The organism is Niabella sp. ZPM-14, assembly GCF_055693045.2.
The window spans coordinates 2,723,924-2,743,822 of sequence record NZ_CM181148.1; the positions used below are offsets into that span (position 1 = coordinate 2,723,924).

Sequence of the window (19,899 nt, forward strand, 5' to 3'; positions counted from 1 at the left end):
TTGAATGGGTTCATCGGGCTGTTGAATCGTCAAGGTTTGCGTAATTTCGCCATTATTTTTAATATTTTAATCAGAAGGCGGTTAACAGGATAAAAAAAAGAACTGCCGGCGTATAAAAGATGTCAACCGGAGGGTTAGCTGACTAGGATGAGGCATCAGATTAAGCAAAAACAATGATCGATCCATCACAAAAGACAAATGCCTTGCAGCTGAGGCCTGCAAAGCAGGAAGAAGCGGGCGAAATCTGGGAGATTTTGCAGGAAGCCATTGAGCGGCGCAGATTAGATGGCAGCAGCCAGTGGCAGGACGGGTACCCCAATCCGACAACGATTCAAAAAGATATCACGAATCAAACGGGATATGTGTTGGCCGGCGAGCAGGGTATTGCTGCTTACGCGGCGCTGATATTCAATGATGAACCGGCTTATGATCATATCAATGGCGCCTGGCTCAGTAACGGCGACTTCCTGGTAGTGCACCGGGTCGCTGTTTCCAATAAGTTTCTGGGTCAGGGCATCGCTACCCTCTTGTTTCGCGAGCTGGAAGCATTCGCTACCGCTCGCGATGTTTTCAGCATTAAGGTAGATACCAATTTTGATAACGGAGCCATGTTACATATATTAAATAAATTAAATTATATATATTGCGGCGAAGTTATGTTGCGCGGTGCTCCAAGAAAGGCTTTCGAGAAGTTATTACGATGACGGCTCCCCTTTGTAAAGTCCGATAAATCATAACAACCTGGTTAACTGAAGATTTGAGTGTTCGATTCATGTCAGTGCGATATGCACAGTATCCTTCCGGCTAATCAAATAAATATATACATGAAAAAGGCCTTTATTTATGCAGTGTTGTGCGCCTTTGCCGCCAGCTGTTCAAGCGCATCGTCTAAAAATGAGCCTGAAGCACCTCCGGCGCTGTCAGGCCAGATAGAGACAGATCAGATCGATTACAAGATCGCCGGGAACTATTTCATCAAAAACAATGTAGATTCCGTTCCTCAACGGATTTACGATCAGGAAGCATTTGACCGGTATTTCGGCGCTGCCACCGTCATGGGGAACGACGGAAAGCCTACTGTTGTTGACTTTTCCAAAGAGTATGTCATTGCGGTGACACGTGAAGCATCCAACCAAAAAGTGAGCCTCCAGCCATTGACCCTAACGAAGGAAGGTGACAACGTGGTGCTCACCTATTTGGAAATGCTGGGAGCAGAACAAAGTTTCACGCAACGCCCCTTATTACTGTTGATTGCAGATAAGAAATACGACGGTCCACTGGTGTTGAAAAAGCAATAACCACCGGTGCAGGCCGGTAAAAGAAAAGGCCCGGTAAAGAACCGGGCCTGGATATTAGTTTTCTGGGCCATCTGTTAGTCCGCCTTGTAGGCCCTAACTGCTTCAGAGACAGATCTTGTATTGTCTTTATCTATCTGCACGATCCTTACAAAAATTTTTCCTTCGTAGCCTACATCAACCTGGCTGTCGTTCTTGCTGCAGGAAGCGATGGTAAGACTTGCTCCCATTACGAGCATCATGGAAAGGGCCATCCGGTTTTTGCGGGTTATCATCAGCATCACAAAAGCAAGCGATAAAAGCGAAATACCCATCACGGCCATCTTGCTGTCAACGGTTTTAGTGAAACTGTAATATAGGGGCTGATCAGAGCTGCCATCAGGCGCCTGGCTGTCTACAGTACCGATCCTGGTAAAGGTTTTCCCGTCGGTTGAGGCTTCTATTTCGAAGGCCTTATTGTTCGTTTCGCTAAGCGTGCTCCAGTTCACGATCAGTGATCCTCCCTGGATCCTGGCTTTGATATCGCCATATCTTACCGGAAGTACTGTTTGCGTTGGAAAGTAGCTGGTGGCCAGGTCGGCAATATTTCCGGCGTCCACACTATTGATCAATTCGGTAATCACCGCGTTGGTCCCGTCACGTCTTGTCAGGTAAATGCCCCCGTCAGGACCCTGAACCGATACGTAGAAGTTCCCGGACGATGCCATGGCGAAACCCGTTACCAGTCCGACGAAAGGATCGCCGTTTACATCTACGACGCTGAAGATATCGTCCATCTCTGTAGTGCCTCCCGCGGTAGTGGAAATAGCCGATGCCGGCGCATAGCAGATCGCGGCTTGTCCGCCGGAAAGATCCTGGTTCACCAGAGCATACAGGTTGCCGTCTCCATCAAAGGCGATATCTCCGTTCCGGAACTGCCCGCCCGGAGGAATACCATTTAAAGTGATGGTTCCCAGCGGCTGAAAGGTCCCGGCGATACCACCGCCTGCGGCCGGCGTAATTTTTCCCAGGTAAACTGTTCCGGTAGCTTCCTCTGTTGCAGTAATGTAAATATCGCCGTTGGGCGCAGTGGCCATGCGTCTGAAGAAGACATTATTCGTGTTGCCGGTACCATTAATATCGTAGTTGTTGATAACATCATTCGTGGTGGTTGGAGCTGTAGGGCCGGAGGTAGGCGTTGGAAATGCTTCTATCGAGCTCATGCTAAATAGTCCCTCGTTGTTGGTCGCTTCAATGAGGTAGTAAAGGTAGCCGTTGGAGGATAAGGCCATCCCTGCACTTGTCAGGTCGCCGTAGGGAGCCGAGGCGACGGAACCGGTGCCGGTGTTAGGGTCTACACCTGTAATTTGCCGGATGCCCGTGGGCGGGCCGAAGTTGTTGACTGTGTAAATGGTATCCGTTTGTGCTGTTACGCTTACAACCAGCGCCAACAGGCTTATCACACTAAGGATTTTTTTCATGTGGTAATGTTTAGTTTTTATTGTTTGGTCCGTGCGCGCTCCTGGATGATGCTTTCGGGCAGAAAGCCAGACGGGAGGGGCAGAGAGGGTTTATAAATGCAATAATTAATATTTTCCAGGACGGCGTCGGCGGCTACCTGGTCGCATGCCTGAAATGGATAAGGCCCACTGTCTCCAATAACCTTCGCAAGGGCCGTACAAGTGCGTCGCAAACCACACTTTTGAAAACCAGACCTGGGCAGCGACAAATAACAGGAAGAGGGCTACAATAAAGATCGCTGAAAATGTCTTGCCGAAATGAAAACCAAAGGGCGCAAATAAAAGACCACCCACGATGGACTGTAAAAGATAGTTGGTAAGACTCATGCGGCCGTAGGCCTTTAAAGAGGGCATATATTTGACGATAGTTTTTGGATAAATGGCTATAAAAACCAGAATATACAAGAAGGCGACGCACAAATTTATCCAATTAGAGAGAATTATACGCAATTTTTGTTCGGCAAAAGTGTCATATATGATCAAATATTCAATGCTGAAGCACACAATCGCGATGAAGATCGGTATGTAAGAATAGGACAGCGCGTTCATGCCGTCTGAAACCGTTTTGACCAACCAACCGCTTTTACCCAGGTAAAAACCGAGCATCATGAGTCCGATCGTTTGTGTGAACCGCCCCGATTCCAGCGACCAGATCAGGCTGGATAGCTGACCCTTCGTCAGGTTCATCCAAAGATTTTCACTGATGCTCCCGTGTCTCACCGTTTCCCGGATCTGTTGCTGAAGATCGGCCGAAGAGGTCACCAGAGAACTCACCTCGTTGTCAAATAAGGCCAGCACGATTTGTATCCACTCCAACGGCTGCGATAAGAAAAATAAAGATATGCCGAGCACCCACTTTAACGGCAGCTGCAAGGTGGTGAGGACGAGCAGGCCGCAAATAGCATATAAGCCTAAGATATCACCGCCAGGGAAAAATAGGGCGTTGACGCCTGCAAACAAGACCAGCACGAACATGCGGGCGGTCATGTAGCGCAGGGACCCTTTTTCCTGCCTGGATCGCCGCTGCAGAAAAAGAGAAAAACCGAACATAAACGCAAAAACGGCGTAGGCCTTGCCGAAGAGCAGGTGATAATCCAGGTACTCTATCGCTTTGTCAATGGTTGCCAGCACGTTATGGGAAGAATAGAGTTCGGGCCCGTAATTATATCTTGTCAGAAAATGACGGAATGTAATAGCCAGCAGCGCCACGCCTCTCAGGGCATCAAGGGCTTCAATTCTGTTGGTTATATTTGCTTTAGAGTGCTGCATTGAGTTTCGGGGAGCGCGGGCTGATGCGTCTCTGTGAAATCAGGGACGCTAAGTAAGGGTTTTTGTTTATAACAACCCTGATTTTTAGATAAATACCTGTATTTTTTCGATGAAATGGCCAAATTATTCGATAAACAAGATAAAATAATGATAAAACTGATCGCGATTGACCTGGATGGGTCTCTTTTAGATGATGCGAAAAACCTGCCGGAAGATTTTTGGGAGGTGGCTGAAACCTTATCCGGGAAAGGAATTAATGTGGTGATTGCCAGCGGACGCCCTTTTCATAATATAGCGTCGATATTTGAACCTATCAAAGACCAATTATATTTTGCCTGCGACAATGGCAGCTATGTGGTGCATGCGGAGGAAGAGTTGCTCGTCAACCAGCTCGATGCAGCTTCTATCAAAAGCTTTGTAGAGATTTCCCGGCCGATTCCCAATGTGTATCCCGTTTTGTGTAGCAAGCATCTGGCATACATAGAAAATTCGGAAGAGGCTTTTACGAGCCAGGCGTTAAAGTATTACCAGGAATACAAAACAGTGAGCGACCTTACGCAAGTGGACGATATCGTTCTTAAGATCTCCCTTTGCGATCTGGACGGCTCGGAAACCAACAGTTATCCGTTCTACAAACAGTTTGAAGAAAACTTTAAAGTGGCGGTAGCGGGCCAGATCTGGCTCGACATCACCAGTATAGACGGAAGTAAAGGAACGGCTATCCGGAAGATCCAGCAACGGCTGAATGTGCAGCCGGAGGAAACGCTGGTTTTCGGTGATTATTTAAACGACCTGGACATGATTCAAAATGCGGGGTACAGCTACGCGATGAAAAATGCGCATCCTGAGATCATAAAGGCCGCGAAATATGTTACCGAGCTGGACAATAACAATAGCGGAGTGACGCATACGATCCGGCAATTGCTGGAAATATAACAGCAATTTTTCGGTGACTATGTTCGTTGTGTTCCCGGCATGAAGCTTTTCGATGATATATCAACATCAATTGGAGAACAGCTTTTCCATTGCCTGCGGGATGCTTTTGCTATAATCAATTTGAACTGGTTGGTAATCATTGATCCAGCGCTCGAAGTCATGGGTGAAGTTTCCGTTGATCTTATCCAGGGTCATCACGCCCATTTCATTTAGGGCCGCGGCATTGCAACACTGTTCGTATTGTCCCCTGATGGGAACAGCCATGATCTTTTTCCCCAGGTGAATGGCTTCCGAAGGGGTCTCAAAGCCGCCGCCTGTAATGATGGCATGGCAATGAATGAGGCTTTGGTTGAACAGCGTCTTATCAACCGGCTTGAAAGTGATATTCCCGACGGCCCTGTCCTGGCTGCTCTGGCGGCTGAATATTTCAAAGCGATGGTCTTTAAATACGGAGAAGATCTCTACCAGCTGTGGCTCGCAATAGGAAGGCAGGTATACGGTGATATGTCCATTGTCTTTTGGATCAGCCTCCAGTATTTCTTGTTTGATCACAGGTGTGATGATGAAGTCGTCATAACTCTTAAAGTGCAGCCCGAGGTATTTGTCGGCCCTGGCATAGCGCTTCAGGAGCCATTCGCCGGTTTTGCTCTTTTGCGCCGGCCGCGGCACTTTCATCGACTGGAAGCTGGCCTGGTGGCCGAAATTGATAGAGCGGATCTTTTTGGCCGCACAAGCGGCAGCGGTGATATAATCATAGTCGTTGATCACCAGGTCATATCGCTCCACCGGTAATTGGCTGATTTCTTTTTTAAGGGCAATGGGGTTGATGGCTTTCGCGATCTTCCAATAGTCCAGCGAACCGTTGCAGGTGTAATATAAACTCAGCCCCTTGCTGCGGTAGGCGATGGGAGCGTCGAGCGTAAGATTGCTATTATCCCCGCTTAAGAAGATATCTACTTCGCCGTATTGCTTCAAATAAGGGAGAAGTTCCATGCTGCGGCTGATATGTCCGTTTCCTGTGGCTTGTACTGCGTAAAAGATTTTCACGTTTGAATTTTTATGGTCATTGCCTCTCTGGTCTATTCCTTTCCGGGTTGCTCTATTTGGCCAAAGAGTGCAGGTAAAAGGCGATCTCGTTGGTGAGCACCTCTGTTTGGAGTGTTTCTTTTACAGGTTTTTCAGCAACGGTTTCCTTTTCATTGTAGGTGTATAAATGCCACTCATCATCATAATATTCCAATGCGGTCATATGCTCCACCCAATCGCCTGAGTTGAGATAACAGACAGACCCGTTTTCATTGGTGATGATCCTTTTTTGTGGCTGGTGGATATGCCCGCAAATGACCGTGTTGAAGTTTTTCTCGATGGCGATCTCGGCGATCTTCTTTTCAAACTCATCGATCTTGATAAATCGTTTATTGAACTGCTGCATCACGGCTTTCGATAGTGATAGCTTTTCTTTTCCGAGAAGTTGCAGCACAAAGTTTACGGCCTTATTAAATCCCATCAGGATGGCATAACCGTTGCTGCCGAGCTTGCCCAGGAATTTGGCTTGCTGCGAAGAGGTATGGTCAAATACATCACCATGGAAGATCCAGGTTTTTTTGCCGTTGACCTCTATCGCTACTTTGTCGGTCAGTAAAAAGTTGCCGAGCTCCAGGTCAGAATATTTTCTGAAGGCATCGTCATGGTTACCAGTGATGTAAACGACCCGGGTGCCTTTGCTGAGCTTGCTGAAGATCTCTTTAATGGCGGCAATGTGGGCAGGCGGGAAATATCGTTTACTGAATTGCCATCCGTCGATGATGTCTCCGTTGAGCACGAGTAGCCGGGGTTCAATGCTTTTTAAATAGGCCGCAAATTCTTTTGCCCTTGATGCGTAGGTGCCCAGGTGCAGATCAGATATCACAACCACTTCAACCAGTCTTTTATTCATGGTTTTAGAGTTTATCAAAACTCCACCCTTCCTTTGAACTAATTGTTATGACAGTGTTATTTGATTGTTACGACTTGAAAAGCAGAGTTAGAATTGTTCAACCGGGGAAGCAACAGGAATTGAATAAATGGTTTTGCGAATGAATGCCACTAATTCACGAATAGTTGTAATGAACAGGTCATTATTCTAAGGCCACGATACAAATATCGTTAGCCTGTATTTTAGACAATAACTTGCAATGTTATCAAGCAAGATATTGAACGTCATCCGAGCATTCATGGTGCTATCACTGCGTCTGACCGTCCCGGTCTGACACCTGTTTATCTACGCAACCTGAGTCTGTTCTAAAAATATTCGCACATTCTCTTAGTTCTTTTCCAACACCGGAATAACAAACCTTTCCACCTCGGGGGTATGGTGTTCCCGCTTCATGATGTCTTCCATCTTTTTCACGATGTCCGGGTGCTGCGCCGCCACGTCGTTTTGTTCGCGGATATCTTTTGACAGATCGTATAATTCCGTTTTGATCGTTCCTTTCATGAGCTCCATACGGACGGCTTTCCAATTGCCCATGCGCAGGGCTTGCTGGCCGCCATATTCAGGATATTCAAAATATAGATAGTCATGCTTTTTCTGACGGGCGCTATTGCCTAATATTTCAGGCAACATACTGATGCCGTCGACTTTGGCGGGCGTGGGGATGTTAAAAAGCTCGCAGAATGTAGGCATCATATCGATGGTAGCAGAAACGTGATCCGAAGTAGAGCCGGCCGTTATCTTCCCGGGCCATTGCACAATGAAAGGCATCCGGATGCCTCCTTCTCTTAAAAAGCCTTTACCCCATCCATAAGTTTCCTTAAACGGCCCGGCGCTTTTGAAGAATACCGGATCTACACCCGCATTAAAGGCCGGTCCGTTGTCGCTGCAAAACATAATGATCGTGTTGTCATACAGCCCGTTCTTTTTAAGCTGCTGCACGATCTGCCCCACTTGTTCGTCCAACAACGAGATCATAGCTGCATAGGTCGCCCGCGGATAGCGAACGGGAAAATAAGAGCCGCCACGGAATGGTTGCTCGTCCCCAAACTTTTGATGATAATAGTCTACCAGCCGTTGCGGCGCCTGCAAAGAGACATGCGGCAAAGGTGTCGGGTAGTACAGAAAAAACGGCTTGTCTTTGTTTTTGTCTATAAAATTCAACGCCGCCTTCACCAGGAAATCGGGGCCATAATCTTTTTGCTGAAATGGTGCGTAGGTCTTCGGATCCATCAGGTCGGCTGTTTTAGGAAGCGTCGTATCCGGCGATATAATTTTATTGCTCAACGCCACCCGGTCCTCGTTTTCCCAAAGATGGCCATTGTAATAGGTATGATCCTGTCGCTGGCAGATATAGCCATAGAAATAATCAAAGCCCTGCCGGTTGGGAAGTCCGGACGTGAACGGCGCACCCAATCCCCATTTGCCGACAAGGCCGGTGGTATATCCCGCTCGCTTCAACACTTCGGCAATGGTCACGGTTGAATCAGGAATAGGGAACTGGCCTTCCAGAAACGGATTCTCTTCCATCGCTTTAAAATCCCAGACGGGACCGCGCTCGCCCCATTCGTGGTTGCCGCGGATATAAGCATGCCCCGAGTTGATGCCGGTCATCAGCAGATAACGAGACGGTGCACATACGGCAAAAGCATAATGCTGGGTAAACTTTTTACCATTCTTTGCCAGCGCGTCGATGTTCGGTGTCTCGATCTTTGTCTGCCCATAACAGCCGAGCTCTCCATAGCCCAGGTCATCAGCCAGGATATAAACGATATTTGGTTTGGTAGCTTTTTTTTGCTGCGCCTCGCTAACGCCGGGCACCAGCAGACTCATCAATAATACAATCGTCAGTTTTTGCATACTTATGATTTATAAGATCGGGCTTACCCTAAGCGGCTTTCACGTAAACGAACACAGCGACGGGCTTCTTCTTTCTTTTTCATCGTTATGAAAGCCGGTACTTACAGATAACCCTCGTTCTCATAAAAGTATCAAAGTTTAAACAGATTTTGTTGCGCAAACGATTGTGTTATTTATCGATCCGGAACCAGTCCACATCTATATACCCGGCATCATTTGTTTTAATATCGCTGGTAATAAACAAGCCGGCTTTAGCGCCGATCCATTTGCCCGGCGTAGCCTTGACGGTTCCGGCTACTGTAAACTGTTTCCCATCGAGGCTATAGCTGAACACGCAGGTAGTGTCTTGTTTGAACTGCATCCTGAAATACACTTCATTTTGATAAATGGCTGCTAATTGCTTTTCAACTTCTTTACCGTCCTTATCAGCCTTCTCACAGGTGGTGAATACAATATAGTTCCCGTCTTTTTTTCTTTTAACGGCGATACTTCCGTAATTCATGGCCATGGTCGTCAGCCCGGCTTTTTCGCCGATCCATTTTTCACTGAAAGCAAAAGACATCTTTGTGGTGGCCGTAAAGGCGTCATGCGGAAATTTTTGCAATAATACATGTGGTGTGTTCCATAAGGTCTGACCTTCTGCTACAGGATGAGCGAACAGTCGTAACGCACCTTTTTGTGTGTTCATGAAGCTCCAGGTGGCTTGCGGATTGGCCTGCCATTGCCATTGTAAGCCCAACCTGGATGTATTGAATTCATCCGACTCTACCGGGTTCACCACCGGGTACGATCGGCCTACATTGGGTTTCCTGTGCCGCAGCACCGGGTGGCCGGTGCCGTCGCCGTCCTGGTCTTCGCCGATCACCGGCCAGTCATTGATCCATTTCATGGGCTGCAGATGTACCACACGTCCAATGGTCTCCTTATCCTGGAAATGCAGAAACCAATCTTCTCCCGACCGGGTGTTCACCCAGGCGCCCTGGTGCGGGCCATTGACCGCGGTTTTCCCCTGGTCCATCACCACTTTACGCTCGTAGGGACCATAAATATTTTTACTTCTTAACACCAGTTGCCAGCCGGTTGCCACGCCGCCTGCAGGGGCAAACAAATAATAAAAGCCATTACGCTTATACATTTTAGGTCCTTCAATAGTGGGATCCAGCTCATGCCCATCATAAACCATCACACCGTTGCTGGTGGTTTTGGTTCCTTCCGCATTCATCTCTTTGATTACCAAAATGCTTTTGATACCGGCGCGACTCCCGGCGTAAGCATGCGACAGGTAAACCTTTCCATCATCATCCCAAAACGGGCAGGGATCAATGAGGCCGGCACCGCCTTCGACTAACACAGGATCGCTCCAGGGGCCCGTGATATGTTTAGCCTTGGTAACATATATGCCAAAATCTGGATCGGGATAGTAGATATAAAATTCGTCCTGGTGATAGCGAATGGCCGGTGCCCAAACACCGTTGCCATGCTGGTTTTTGTTGAACACTTTCAGCGGCACCTGCCGTTGCAACGCATGCCCGATCAGCTTCCAGTTTACCAGGTCTTTGGAATGTAAGATCGGCAAGCCCGGCACCGCATCGAAGCTGGAGGCGATCATGTAAAAGTCGTCTCCGACACGCACTGCATCGGGATCAGAGTAGTCTGCGTTAATAACGGGGTTGCTGTAGGTCCCGTCCCCGTTGTCAGGGCTCCAAACCCTGGATACATAAGGCGTTTGACCATAAAGGCCATTCGCTGCTAACAGCATCAAAATAATGACAAGCTTTTTATTCATGCGATACACTTTACTCAAAAGATATTTTATTGCTTCATGCGAAAACGGACGGCACAGGCAAACGGCTCGCAGCGCGATACACAAGTGGTTGCTCACGGTCAGCGCAGTACATCCCAGCCGTGGAGAATGTTGTGCAGGCTGTATTCAGCAGCCTGCGATTTCGTTAACTGACGGGACCAGGTGACGCGTTGGCCAGTGGCTGCACCTGTGCCTTTGTTATTGTATTCTGCATAAAATGCGGTCGCTTCGTTGGTCGTTTTACCCCAGTTGTGCCAGCCTTCCGGCTTTACAACAGCGCTCATATTACAATCTATGAAAACGGTCCTGGCATGAGGACGCCAGGGTCTGCCCAGATAAAAACTATTCTTTCCCGCGTCCCCGTCAACCGTACATTTCAGGAATACATATCCATACGCAGCGGTATCGGGCGTACTCGCTGCAGTAAAGTAGCCACCGCTCTTTCCGAAGATGTGGCATTCATCAAAGACCGCGGTCGATGATCCGAAAATAAAATCAACGGTGCCTTCGATATAACAATTTTTATAGTACTGGCGACTACTGCCACCATAACCCCAGGTGTACAGTGTGTCCTGGAAGCCGAGAAACCTGCAGTTGATAAACTTTACTTTATCCGCTGCCACACGCACCGCGACCGCCTGGCCCACGGGTCCCGCGCTGTTTTGAAATGTGATATGTTCGGCCGTGAAATCATCGCCGTGAATGAAGAACGAGGCGCTGCCGCTGGTGCCAATGGGCTCACCAAAGCGGTTCAATTTGGAAGCATAGTCGTCAAAAGTCAGGATGACGCTGTCCACCTGCTGGCCGATCAGCTTCACATTCTTTTTAGTGTCGGGCAGAACCAGCTTTTCTTTATACACGCCATTTTTGATATAGATAATGGTTTGCTTATTGCGCAGGTCGGGTACCGCGTTGATAGCATCCTGCACCGTGGTAAAATCGCCTGTACCATCTTTCGATACGACGAAATGAGGTTCAATCGCCAACGCATGAACCGCAATACTCAGACATAGAGCGAGTGTGAAAATTTTATAGATCATGTATTAAACCAAGAGATGATAAAAAGAAGTTATTGCCTGGCCGGCCACCGAAAAGGTGGTTGGGCGGCTTGTCTGAACCAGTCTTTCTCGCCGGGAAGACCGGGCTGGCAGGACGCAAAAATATGGTCCAATGTATAAGCCGCTGCTTCTTTATCGGAAAGCTGCCTGGCCCAGGACACGCGGCCTTTCGGAGCAGCACCGGGGCCTTTGCTTTTATATTCTGCATACAACACCGTCTTTTCATTTTCAGGATTGCTCCAGTTATTCCAACCTTCGGCAGCGATCTGTTCCGGCAAGCTGCAGCGTATGAAAACTGTTTTCGCATGTGCACGCCAGGGTCGTCCCAAATAGATCCTGGTGACTTCGGAAGCCGCCAGGATAGTGCAATCCAGGAACACGTACCCATATTTTTTACCCGGTGTAGTGCTCGCTGCGGTGATATAGGAGTTGCTTTTTTCTTTAATGGTACATCGTTGAAAAACGGCGGTGGACGGGCCAAAGATAAAATCGGTCGTTCCCTCAATATAGCAATTGAGGAATAGCTGTCTCGAGGTTTCGCCGGCACTGAAAATCGTGTCCTGGTCGCCCAGGAACTTACAGTTGTTGAAAACAGCTTTATCGGCATCAACATATAAAGCGACAGCCTGCCCCACACGCCCGGCATTGTTGGCAAACGTGATGTTGTGTGCCGTGAACCTGTTGCCTGAGATCTTTGCTGTAAATGAGGTGAAGGTCGTCAGCTTTCCTCTTCCTGAATAATCGTTGAACCGGATGATGGTGCTGTCTGCGTTTTCACCAATAAAAGTAACGTCGGTGTTGTTGGCCGGCAGCTCTATCTTTTCATTGTAGACTCCGTTCTTGATGTAAAGGGTGATCGGTGCCAGCGGATAAACGCGCATGGCATCGATAGCTTCCTGGATGTATGTATAATCGCCGGTTCCATCCTTTGCTACGGTGAACGTGTACTTATATTTTGACGGATTGGATGTCTGGGCTTTTACCACACCGGTTGTAATGATCAATAAAATCATTATGATGAACCCAGCGACAGTGCTACTATGCAGCGATCTTGCGTCGCACACTTCAACGGTTGTACATGGTTCAGCTTTTTTTTCATTCATACTTAATCGATGGTTTTAATTTTTTTCGACAAATCGGGTAGCAGCAGGCGTATGTCTTTCAACACCAACTGAGCGATCTTCCGCGCGCCCAGTTCGCTGAAATGCGTATTGTCTGTTTTACCCGATGGATAGTTGGGGTGTTCGCCCGGTTCCAGCTGGAGGAATAAAAGTTTCGATGCTTCCGCTCCTAACTGTTGATACAAGCGTTGTGCATGTTGATCGAGGTCGATCAACGGCACTTTTTCCAAAGCAGCCACATTTCGGACAATTGCTGAATACACTTCATGAGTGCCCACAACTTTACCGGTGCTGTCAAATTTTCTCCTCGCCACGGGTGTGATCAAAACAGGTTGGGCCTGTTTTAGTTTTGTGTCCCTGATATATTGCACCAGGTTATCCCGGAATTCAGTTTCGGTGGTATACGTTTTCTTGGTCGGCACTTCATCATTGTGACCAAACTGTATCAGCACATAATCTCCCGCTTTGCAATTGTTCATAATCTGGTCCCACCAACCTTCTTTTCTGAACGAAGAAGTGCTGCGGCCGTTTTTGGCAAGGTTGACCACTTCCACTGTACTATCCCAAAAGTAAACAAAGGGCATGCCCCAACCCGTTTCGGGATAGGCATTGACGGGCTTTATCGACATAGTCGAATCCCCGGCCATGAAAATGGTCGTTTTCTTCGGCGGCCACAGGAAGGCCATGAACGGTATGGCAAACAGTGCCAAAGTCCACCTGATGTTCATGGTCAGAACTTTATTTTTTTTAACCATTTCGGATAATTGTTCAATACTTTCTGAGGTGCATACGTGTACCAGGCATAACCATCGCGACGTTCTCTTTCCACCTCCGCCAGCGAATACACTACTTTACTGTCGCGGTTGCAAAACATCGGACGATGTGTGCCGAGTTCATAGTACCGGGTCCAGATCGGTGGCGCGCTGGTATCCGTTACCACCACACGGTCTGTTGTGGATGTGCGATAGGGCGTATCTAACGAATCAGCTTTCACCGTTTTCACCAGGGTGTTTTCAATCTTTGAATCGTTGAACCATTGGACGGCGGCCTGGACCGCACCGATGATCTTCGGACCGGGATCTTTAATGCTCATCAGGAATAAGACTACGTCTGCACTCTCGCCATTACAAATACTTGGCGGCTCAAACTTCCTTGCCCATACGGGTTGCAGGGTTTTCTCATCATGCTGCTGACACCAGGCTGTTAACTGACCGCGATCTTTGATCTGTGTTTTTAATATGCAATCAATCGACTTTTCATAGGCCATACAAAGACGCGACCGTAGTGGCGCATTTATAAAATCATATAAAGGCTTGTCTTCTATAATATCCTTCAGCAGGTTGACGATACCGATCATTCCGCCGTCGTTATAGGTGATGTACCGGCTGTAGTTGTTTTCGATGGGGTAATATTGCGGCCAGCCACCGTTTTTATATTGTGCTGCTAAAATGTATTCCAGTCCGCGGAGGGCTCCTTCCTCGTAGCGCTTGTCTTTCGTCACCGAAAAAGCAATGGCCAGCGCTCTTATTTGCGTGTAGCCGGTGCCATTGTCAAATGTCGTGTTCAGCACATTTTTCTTAGCAGCGATCTGTTTTTTCTGCTCCGGCGTAAGGATCGCGAACATGTCATAATTCTTGGGCCATCCGCCGTTGGATTTTTGGTACAGTAAAATATTATCCGCAATTTCTCTGACGTTTGACGGCTGGTACCGCGGCTTATCCGGCAATGCATTGACCATATTTGTTTTATCCGCGATGCCATACCAGTGATTAGAATTGTCTGCAAACGGCTTTGGGTCAATAACAGAAGGGATCGGTTCCTGTCCATTTGCTGCCATCGAAAATAAAAGCGGCAAAAGAAATGCGGAAGTCTTCAAAAAAGAGGTTGCCATTTTTTTTATCAGGTTAAAGAGGCCAATACAATCATTCATACTAATACTATAATGTTTGACGAGCGTTGCTAAATATCCATCCTGATTATCAATCAACCGTCCTGCGCTGTTAGCCTGCGCCGATTCAAATTTTTTGATCCTCAGTGATCTTGTTCACCAGGCTGTTGATGTACACTTCTATATTGTCGTATCCTGTGCTCAGGTCTCTGCCACCCGCATCGGCTTTTGAAGGATCCAGCTGATGGGCTTTTTCCCAGGTGTCGGGCATACCGTCTCCATCCGTATCCGGTGGAGGGGTGCCTGATTGTAGTTCGGGCCAGCCGCCGCCGTCCGCTTGTGTGTCGATGATACCGTTTTTACTGCCGTTGGAACCATTGGCTGTAAAGGCTTTGTTTTTGACATCCTGGATAATGCGCAGATCCACGGCATCGCGCACCAGAGAGGCTCCCACAAAGTTCACCACCTGCTGATACGCTTTTTCCGCCGGGTAGGTGACAACGTTCTCATCGATCGGAAGCGCATTGCTCAAGCGCATGGCCGTTTTATCAGCTTCGGGCACGGTGCCATAGCTTCCATGAAACTGGTTGTAAACACCATAAGTCCAGTTGTTGTTCGTCGCATTGCTATTTCCCTCCACGACATTGCCGTTGATAAAGAACTTGCCCCAGATATCATACACTTCGGTTCCGGCATTTTTATTTTTATCGATGGAAATAATACGTCCTTGCTTCGTAGCGCCGTTATTCGCTATAGTAGCGGGCCCCGGCTTGAAATAATTGTTGATCATATTGACATTCATGGCCTCGCCTCCGTAAAAGCTGTTGCTTCCCCAATTATAAATAACGTTGTTCCGGATATCGACAAGATCTGTCAATGCAAAGGCTTTTCCTGCCTCTTCACCCAATCTTGCATTGCGGCTATCATGGTGGGCCAGCAGGTTGTGATGGAAGCTGGCTTTCTTGCCGCCCCAGATGCCTCCATAGCCATGTGCGCCTTTATCATGTACGGAATTGCGCAGACTTTCAGCGATGAGGCACCACTGGATAGTCGTGTTTTCATTCGCATAAAAAGACACACACTCGTCGGTGCTCCAGCTCATGGAACAATGATCGATGATGATATTTTTTCTGAACCTTGCGCCGAGCGCGTCTCCTTCCTGCTGCGCCGCATCGCCCATGCGGAAACGGAGGAAGCGAATGATGACATTATCGGCGTCCACGTACACGGGGTAGTCGCGTAGCGTGATGCCGTCGCCGGGCGCTGTTTGTCCGGCAATGGTCAGGTCATTGTTTTTGATATTGAGGTTGGATTTCAGGGCGATCGTCCCCGATACTTCGAATACAATGAGGCGTTTGCCGGCAGTGTTAATTGCGGCACGCAGGCTGCCGCTTCCGGCGTCATCCAGGTTGGTCACTTTAATCACCTTACCGCCGCGTCCGCCCGTGATGTTCCTGGCAAAGCCTTCTGCTCCCGGAAAGGCAAGCGCTGTTTCTTTTACCGGATCGGGCGTAACAGGCGCTGGTTCTTGCGTTCCGCTGCTTTTGGCGCAGGCTGTCATGAACAGGAGCAGCGCCAGCGGCAGCCCGGGCTTTAGCGGGTATTTAGAATCAAACATATTACTTGTGTTTTTGCATTAAACGGAGTGAGCGTTAATGGGAAGCTCACTCCGTTTGAGGTGAATTATAATTTACTTCTCCACACCGGAGCGCCTGAATCGTATTTACCGGCAAAACCCGGATCGAGGAAATTGAATTTTCCGTTGTATGGGTCTGACCAAAGCTTGGCCGCCGTATTGTTGTAGGTCATCGCCGGAAGCCCGGGAATCTCAGATCCGGCGGCTACTTTCAGATCGGAGGTGCCCCAAACGTTGGTGATGGTAAAGTTGGTATTGGGCAACCCGCTTTTCATCGTTACGGTTGTATTTTCCGTGCCGGATTCGTCCCAGCCATGACCAAAGATGGAGTTCCTGATAGTGATTCCGTTGATCACATTGTTGCGGTCGTCGGCCCCGCGGAAGCGGAATACCTGAGCGCCGCCGGACGTGAACTCGTTAAACGTGCAGCTTTCGATTTCAAAACTTTGAAAATTCTGTCGCGTTTGTACCAGCGAATTGATCTTGTAAAAAGTAGAGTTGAGGAACTTTACATGATCGAAGGCCGCTTTGCCGGCGCCGTCCGTATCGGCTGTAAGAACGCTGTAGCCACCGATATGATGTACCACAGAATTGGATATAATATAGTTCCTGATAAATACATCGCTTCGGATCCTGATCACACCCCTCATATGATGCAGATCGCAGTTTTCGAAACGCAGCTCCTGTATTTGTGTGGTGCCGGTGTTATTGGGATTAAACACATAGTTGGAAGAGATATTGGCACCGTCGATTTCTATATCATCAAACACTACATGTGCGATATTGGCTCCGGTGGCGATATTCATGTTGCCGGCGGTATTTACCAAGGCGGCCTTGCTTTCCTCAAATCCATAAGCGCCTTTGAAGGTAACAGACTTGTTGAGACTGACAGTAGGAAGGTTATACCTGAAGCCCTTCTTCAAAAGAATGATCCCGCCTTCCTGAACGGAAGCCAATGCAGTCGTTACAGCATCAGGGTTTTCTGATTCGCTCAGGTCAATTACTTTCGGATCGTTCACATCGACGCCGGGAACCAGCGTTTTATAATCGATCCATCCTCTTAAAGTGGTGCCGCTGTAAATAGCGATCTGATAAGGCGTGTTTGGCGTTAAGCCCGTAACGATAAACTCACCGTTGGATTGTCCGGCGGGAGGAACATCGAATTCTTTCAACGGCGTTTTAAGGCGCAGGTCATCAGCACCGAACACTTTGACGCCGGTAACCGCAGAGCCCGAAACTTCCCAGGTCACTTTGGCTTTCGTGTCAGTGACATGGTTGCTCAATGGCGCTTTCAGCACGGAAGGGAACGGCGGTGTGCGGATCGCACCCAGGTCTGAAGGTCTGCTATTATATTCAGGGTTCGCCGCATTTGCAGTTGCCCTGAGCTGGTAGAGCGTATTATACAGCAGGCCTTCGCCTAATAAAGCCTCGTTCAGCACAATATAATTCGTGTCTGCCGTGACCGTATAGTCTACTACTTTAAAAGAGTCCCTGCTGATCTCGATCGTGTAGGAAGCCGCTTCGCGAATCTTGGCCAGGTTGACAACGATCACATTGCTGTCGGCTGTGAGACCATTGGTATTTAAGGCTGGCCTGAAAAGCCTTGTTGGTTCGGAGGTTGGCTCGTCTTTTTGGCAGGCCACTAACAGCGTGGCGATGATCGTTATGCCTGAAAAGAGCTGCGCTATACCAGAAATTTTATTCTTCATTACAAAAGATTTTAGAGTTGAAGCTTATTGAAACATATAGCCGTCGTTAGTGATTTTTCCTTTGCTGGCCGCGGCCGCCTCTTCGGGTATGGGAAAGATGTACCTGGCCACGCCGGGCTTGGGGCCGTTATAATAATTTGCCCAGTCTTTGGTAACCCATTCTTTGTAAGTGTTCTTGGTGCCGTCCCAAAGATCCAGCAGGAAATTAACGCGGTTCCAGCTGTTGTCCGGAACGGTTGTCACTTTCCGGTTGGGGTTCAAGACCATGAACTTGCCGGATGTATTTCTTTTCCAGTACATATAGTCAGGGTAGTTGGCATATTGACCTGCGCCGGTTACTGCGGAATTGGCCATGTCTTTTAAGGTTTCTACCGTCTCTTCCATTTTTTCTGCATACAGGTTCCATCGGATGAGTTCGTATTTGCGGATCATTTCGCCACCAAATTCCCAGGCCCGCTCATCAACGATCGCGTTGAAAAAACTTCCTTTACTGGCGGCCACTGAAGCCACGTAGGCGTCAACTTTAGTCGCCCAAAGACTTTCTGGAAACGCTCTTCTTCTTACCCTCGTAAGCGCCGCCTGTGCCGCAGCAGTAGGGCCTTCCAGCTCGTTCACCGCTTCGGCATGCATCAACAGGATGTCTGCATAACGCATCATCGGCCAGTTGATGCCGGTTCCCTTGGCAGAGTTCTGACCGGGCGGATTGTCTAAAAAGTAGCGACTCCATTTGCCCTGTGCGATATTGGTCGGTCCATTGACAAACACTTCTTCGAAAGCTGTGTTGACTTTATATAAGGCACAGGTAACATCCCTGCGGATATCCAGTGTATCAAAAGAAAAATAATAACTCGGCGGTATCGCCATATAGTTGCTTCCCGAGCCAAAGGCGTGGTTCGCGGTAGCGCCGCCATCTACGGTGATACCAATATTCCAGGCCACATCGCCATTGCCTAAAGCAAACGGCACTTCGAACAGGATTTCGCTGTTGACGGTGGTGATGAACTTATTCTGGTTCATAAAGATCTGGCGGTAATCCGTGGGCAGCGGCCGGTCTTTCAGGGTCATCAGCTTTTCGGTGTATTCTTTCGCGATCCTGTAATAGTCCTGGTAATCACTTTTCCGTTCCATGTTCAGTTCCGGTGTCAGGTAGTAGCCTCCTCTTTGCAGCGCCAACCTGGCGATCATCCCGATGGTGTATTCCCTGTTCACCTGTTCGGTACCATACGGACACTGATCGGCCCACATCATTTTATCTTCGATCTTTCTAAGGTCATCGATCACCTGTGTCAAGATAAGGTTGCGATCCTCCCTTGGTAAATAAAAGTCCATTCCTGCCTTGGGTGCTTCCCGCACATTGGGTACATCGCCAAAGTAGTAGATCAGCATACTATACCAATAAGCCCGCAGGGTGTATGCCTCGCCCAGCATGTGATACATTTTATTTTTGGTAGCTACGTCGGGCGATTGAAGTGCCGCGCTGGCTTCGATACCTTCTATGGCAATGTTGGAGTTCCGAATAGATGTGTAGGCGGAGTTCCAGAACTGGCGAAGGTCGCCGTTGGTCGATAAAGCATTCAGATCCCAGATCTGGTAGCGGTCGGAGCTGCTGCCCCAGCCGCTGCTGTGTTCAATGTCTGTATTGCCGGTCATGTTGTTGGACAATCGCGAGCGGAAGCCATCCGTGCCGAAAGCTTCATAAGCGGCGTTCACGCCTTTGCGGGTATCGTCTACGTTGGAGTATACATAACTGATATCGAAGGTGGAAATGGAATCCGGCTCAAGAAACTTTTGACAAGAACCCAAAACCAATGTCATTGCGAGGACCGGTATATATTGTAGTTTCATTTTTACG

16 protein-coding genes are annotated in these 19,899 nt (G+C 48.4%); 3 read left to right on the top strand and 13 right to left on the bottom strand.

All coding sequences use genetic code 11. The features are described 5' to 3' along the window. The first annotated feature begins 173 nt into the window (after positions 1-173). Positions 174-704, top strand: coding sequence for a GNAT family N-acetyltransferase (locus ACU37H_RS11475; protein ID WP_472701366.1), 531 nt, complete (start codon positions 174-176; stop codon positions 702-704). A 120-nt stretch (positions 705-824) separates the two neighbouring features. Next, positions 825-1,298 carry a hypothetical protein gene (locus ACU37H_RS11480; protein ID WP_472701365.1) on the top strand — a complete coding sequence of 158 codons (474 nt, stop codon included), beginning with the start codon at positions 825-827 and terminating at the stop codon, positions 1,296-1,298. A 74-nt stretch (positions 1,299-1,372) separates the two neighbouring features. Here the strand turns inward: ACU37H_RS11480 and ACU37H_RS11485 are convergent, their stop codons facing one another. Then, positions 1,373-2,755: a PQQ-dependent sugar dehydrogenase family protein gene (locus ACU37H_RS11485; protein ID WP_472701364.1), complete on the bottom strand. Its 1,383-nt coding sequence runs from the start codon at positions 2,753-2,755 to the stop codon at positions 1,373-1,375. A 105-nt stretch (positions 2,756-2,860) separates the two neighbouring features. Further along, positions 2,861-4,063, bottom strand: coding sequence for a DUF418 domain-containing protein (locus ACU37H_RS11490; RefSeq protein WP_472701363.1), 1,203 nt, complete (start codon positions 4,061-4,063; stop codon positions 2,861-2,863). A 147-nt stretch (positions 4,064-4,210) separates the two neighbouring features. On the opposite strand from ACU37H_RS11490, the gene ACU37H_RS11495 reads away from it, so the two are divergent. Further along, the gene (locus tag ACU37H_RS11495; RefSeq protein WP_472701362.1) at positions 4,211-4,999 is read left to right on the top strand and encodes an HAD family hydrolase; all 789 of its coding nucleotides are present in this window, start codon (positions 4,211-4,213) and stop codon (positions 4,997-4,999) included. Positions 5,000-5,065: 66 nt separating this feature from the next. Here ACU37H_RS11495 and ACU37H_RS11500 read toward each other — a convergent pair whose 3' ends face one another. From ACU37H_RS11500 to ACU37H_RS11550, 11 genes are all read right to left on the bottom strand, one after another. Next, positions 5,066-6,046: a glycosyltransferase family protein gene (locus tag ACU37H_RS11500; RefSeq protein WP_472701361.1), complete on the bottom strand. Its 981-nt coding sequence runs from the start codon at positions 6,044-6,046 to the stop codon at positions 5,066-5,068. Positions 6,047-6,098: 52 nt separating this feature from the next. Further along, positions 6,099-6,935, bottom strand: a complete 837-nt coding sequence (locus ACU37H_RS11505) for a UDP-2,3-diacylglucosamine diphosphatase (protein ID WP_472701360.1) — start codon at positions 6,933-6,935, stop codon at positions 6,099-6,101. A gap of 366 nt (positions 6,936-7,301) precedes the next feature. Then, positions 7,302-8,831, bottom strand: coding sequence for an arylsulfatase (locus ACU37H_RS11510; protein ID WP_472701359.1), 1,530 nt, complete (start codon positions 8,829-8,831; stop codon positions 7,302-7,304). 169 nt (positions 8,832-9,000) lie between these two features. After that, on the bottom strand, positions 9,001-10,617 hold the full coding sequence (locus tag ACU37H_RS11515; RefSeq protein WP_472701358.1) for a glycoside hydrolase family 43 protein: 1,617 nt from the start codon (positions 10,615-10,617) through the stop codon (positions 9,001-9,003). 98 nt (positions 10,618-10,715) lie between these two features. Beyond that, on the bottom strand, positions 10,716-11,675 hold the full coding sequence (locus tag ACU37H_RS11520) for a pectinesterase family protein (protein ID WP_472701357.1): 960 nt from the start codon (positions 11,673-11,675) through the stop codon (positions 10,716-10,718). A gap of 29 nt (positions 11,676-11,704) precedes the next feature. Next, positions 11,705-12,706, bottom strand: coding sequence for a pectinesterase family protein (locus ACU37H_RS11525; protein ID WP_472702359.1), 1,002 nt, complete (start codon positions 12,704-12,706; stop codon positions 11,705-11,707). Positions 12,707-12,798: 92 nt separating this feature from the next. Beyond that, positions 12,799-13,542 (bottom strand): rhamnogalacturonan acetylesterase, encoded by a 744-nt coding sequence (locus ACU37H_RS11530; protein WP_472701356.1) that lies wholly within the window; start codon positions 13,540-13,542, stop codon positions 12,799-12,801. Positions 13,543-13,544: 2 nt separating this feature from the next. After that, entirely contained in the window at positions 13,545-14,705 is a 1,161-nt protein-coding gene (pelA, locus tag ACU37H_RS11535; protein ID WP_472701355.1) for a pectate lyase, read from the bottom strand. Between the two features lie 124 nt (positions 14,706-14,829). Continuing rightward, positions 14,830-16,320 (bottom strand): pectate lyase, encoded by a 1,491-nt coding sequence (locus ACU37H_RS11540; protein ID WP_472701354.1) that lies wholly within the window; start codon positions 16,318-16,320, stop codon positions 14,830-14,832. A gap of 65 nt (positions 16,321-16,385) precedes the next feature. Continuing rightward, positions 16,386-18,047: a DUF4957 domain-containing protein gene (locus ACU37H_RS11545; RefSeq protein WP_472701353.1), complete on the bottom strand. Its 1,662-nt coding sequence runs from the start codon at positions 18,045-18,047 to the stop codon at positions 16,386-16,388. A 24-nt stretch (positions 18,048-18,071) separates the two neighbouring features. Further along, complete coding sequence (locus ACU37H_RS11550; RefSeq protein ID WP_472701352.1) at positions 18,072-19,892, bottom strand: RagB/SusD family nutrient uptake outer membrane protein; 1,821 nt, start codon at positions 19,890-19,892, stop codon at positions 18,072-18,074. Between the last annotated feature and the right edge of the window lie 7 nt (positions 19,893-19,899).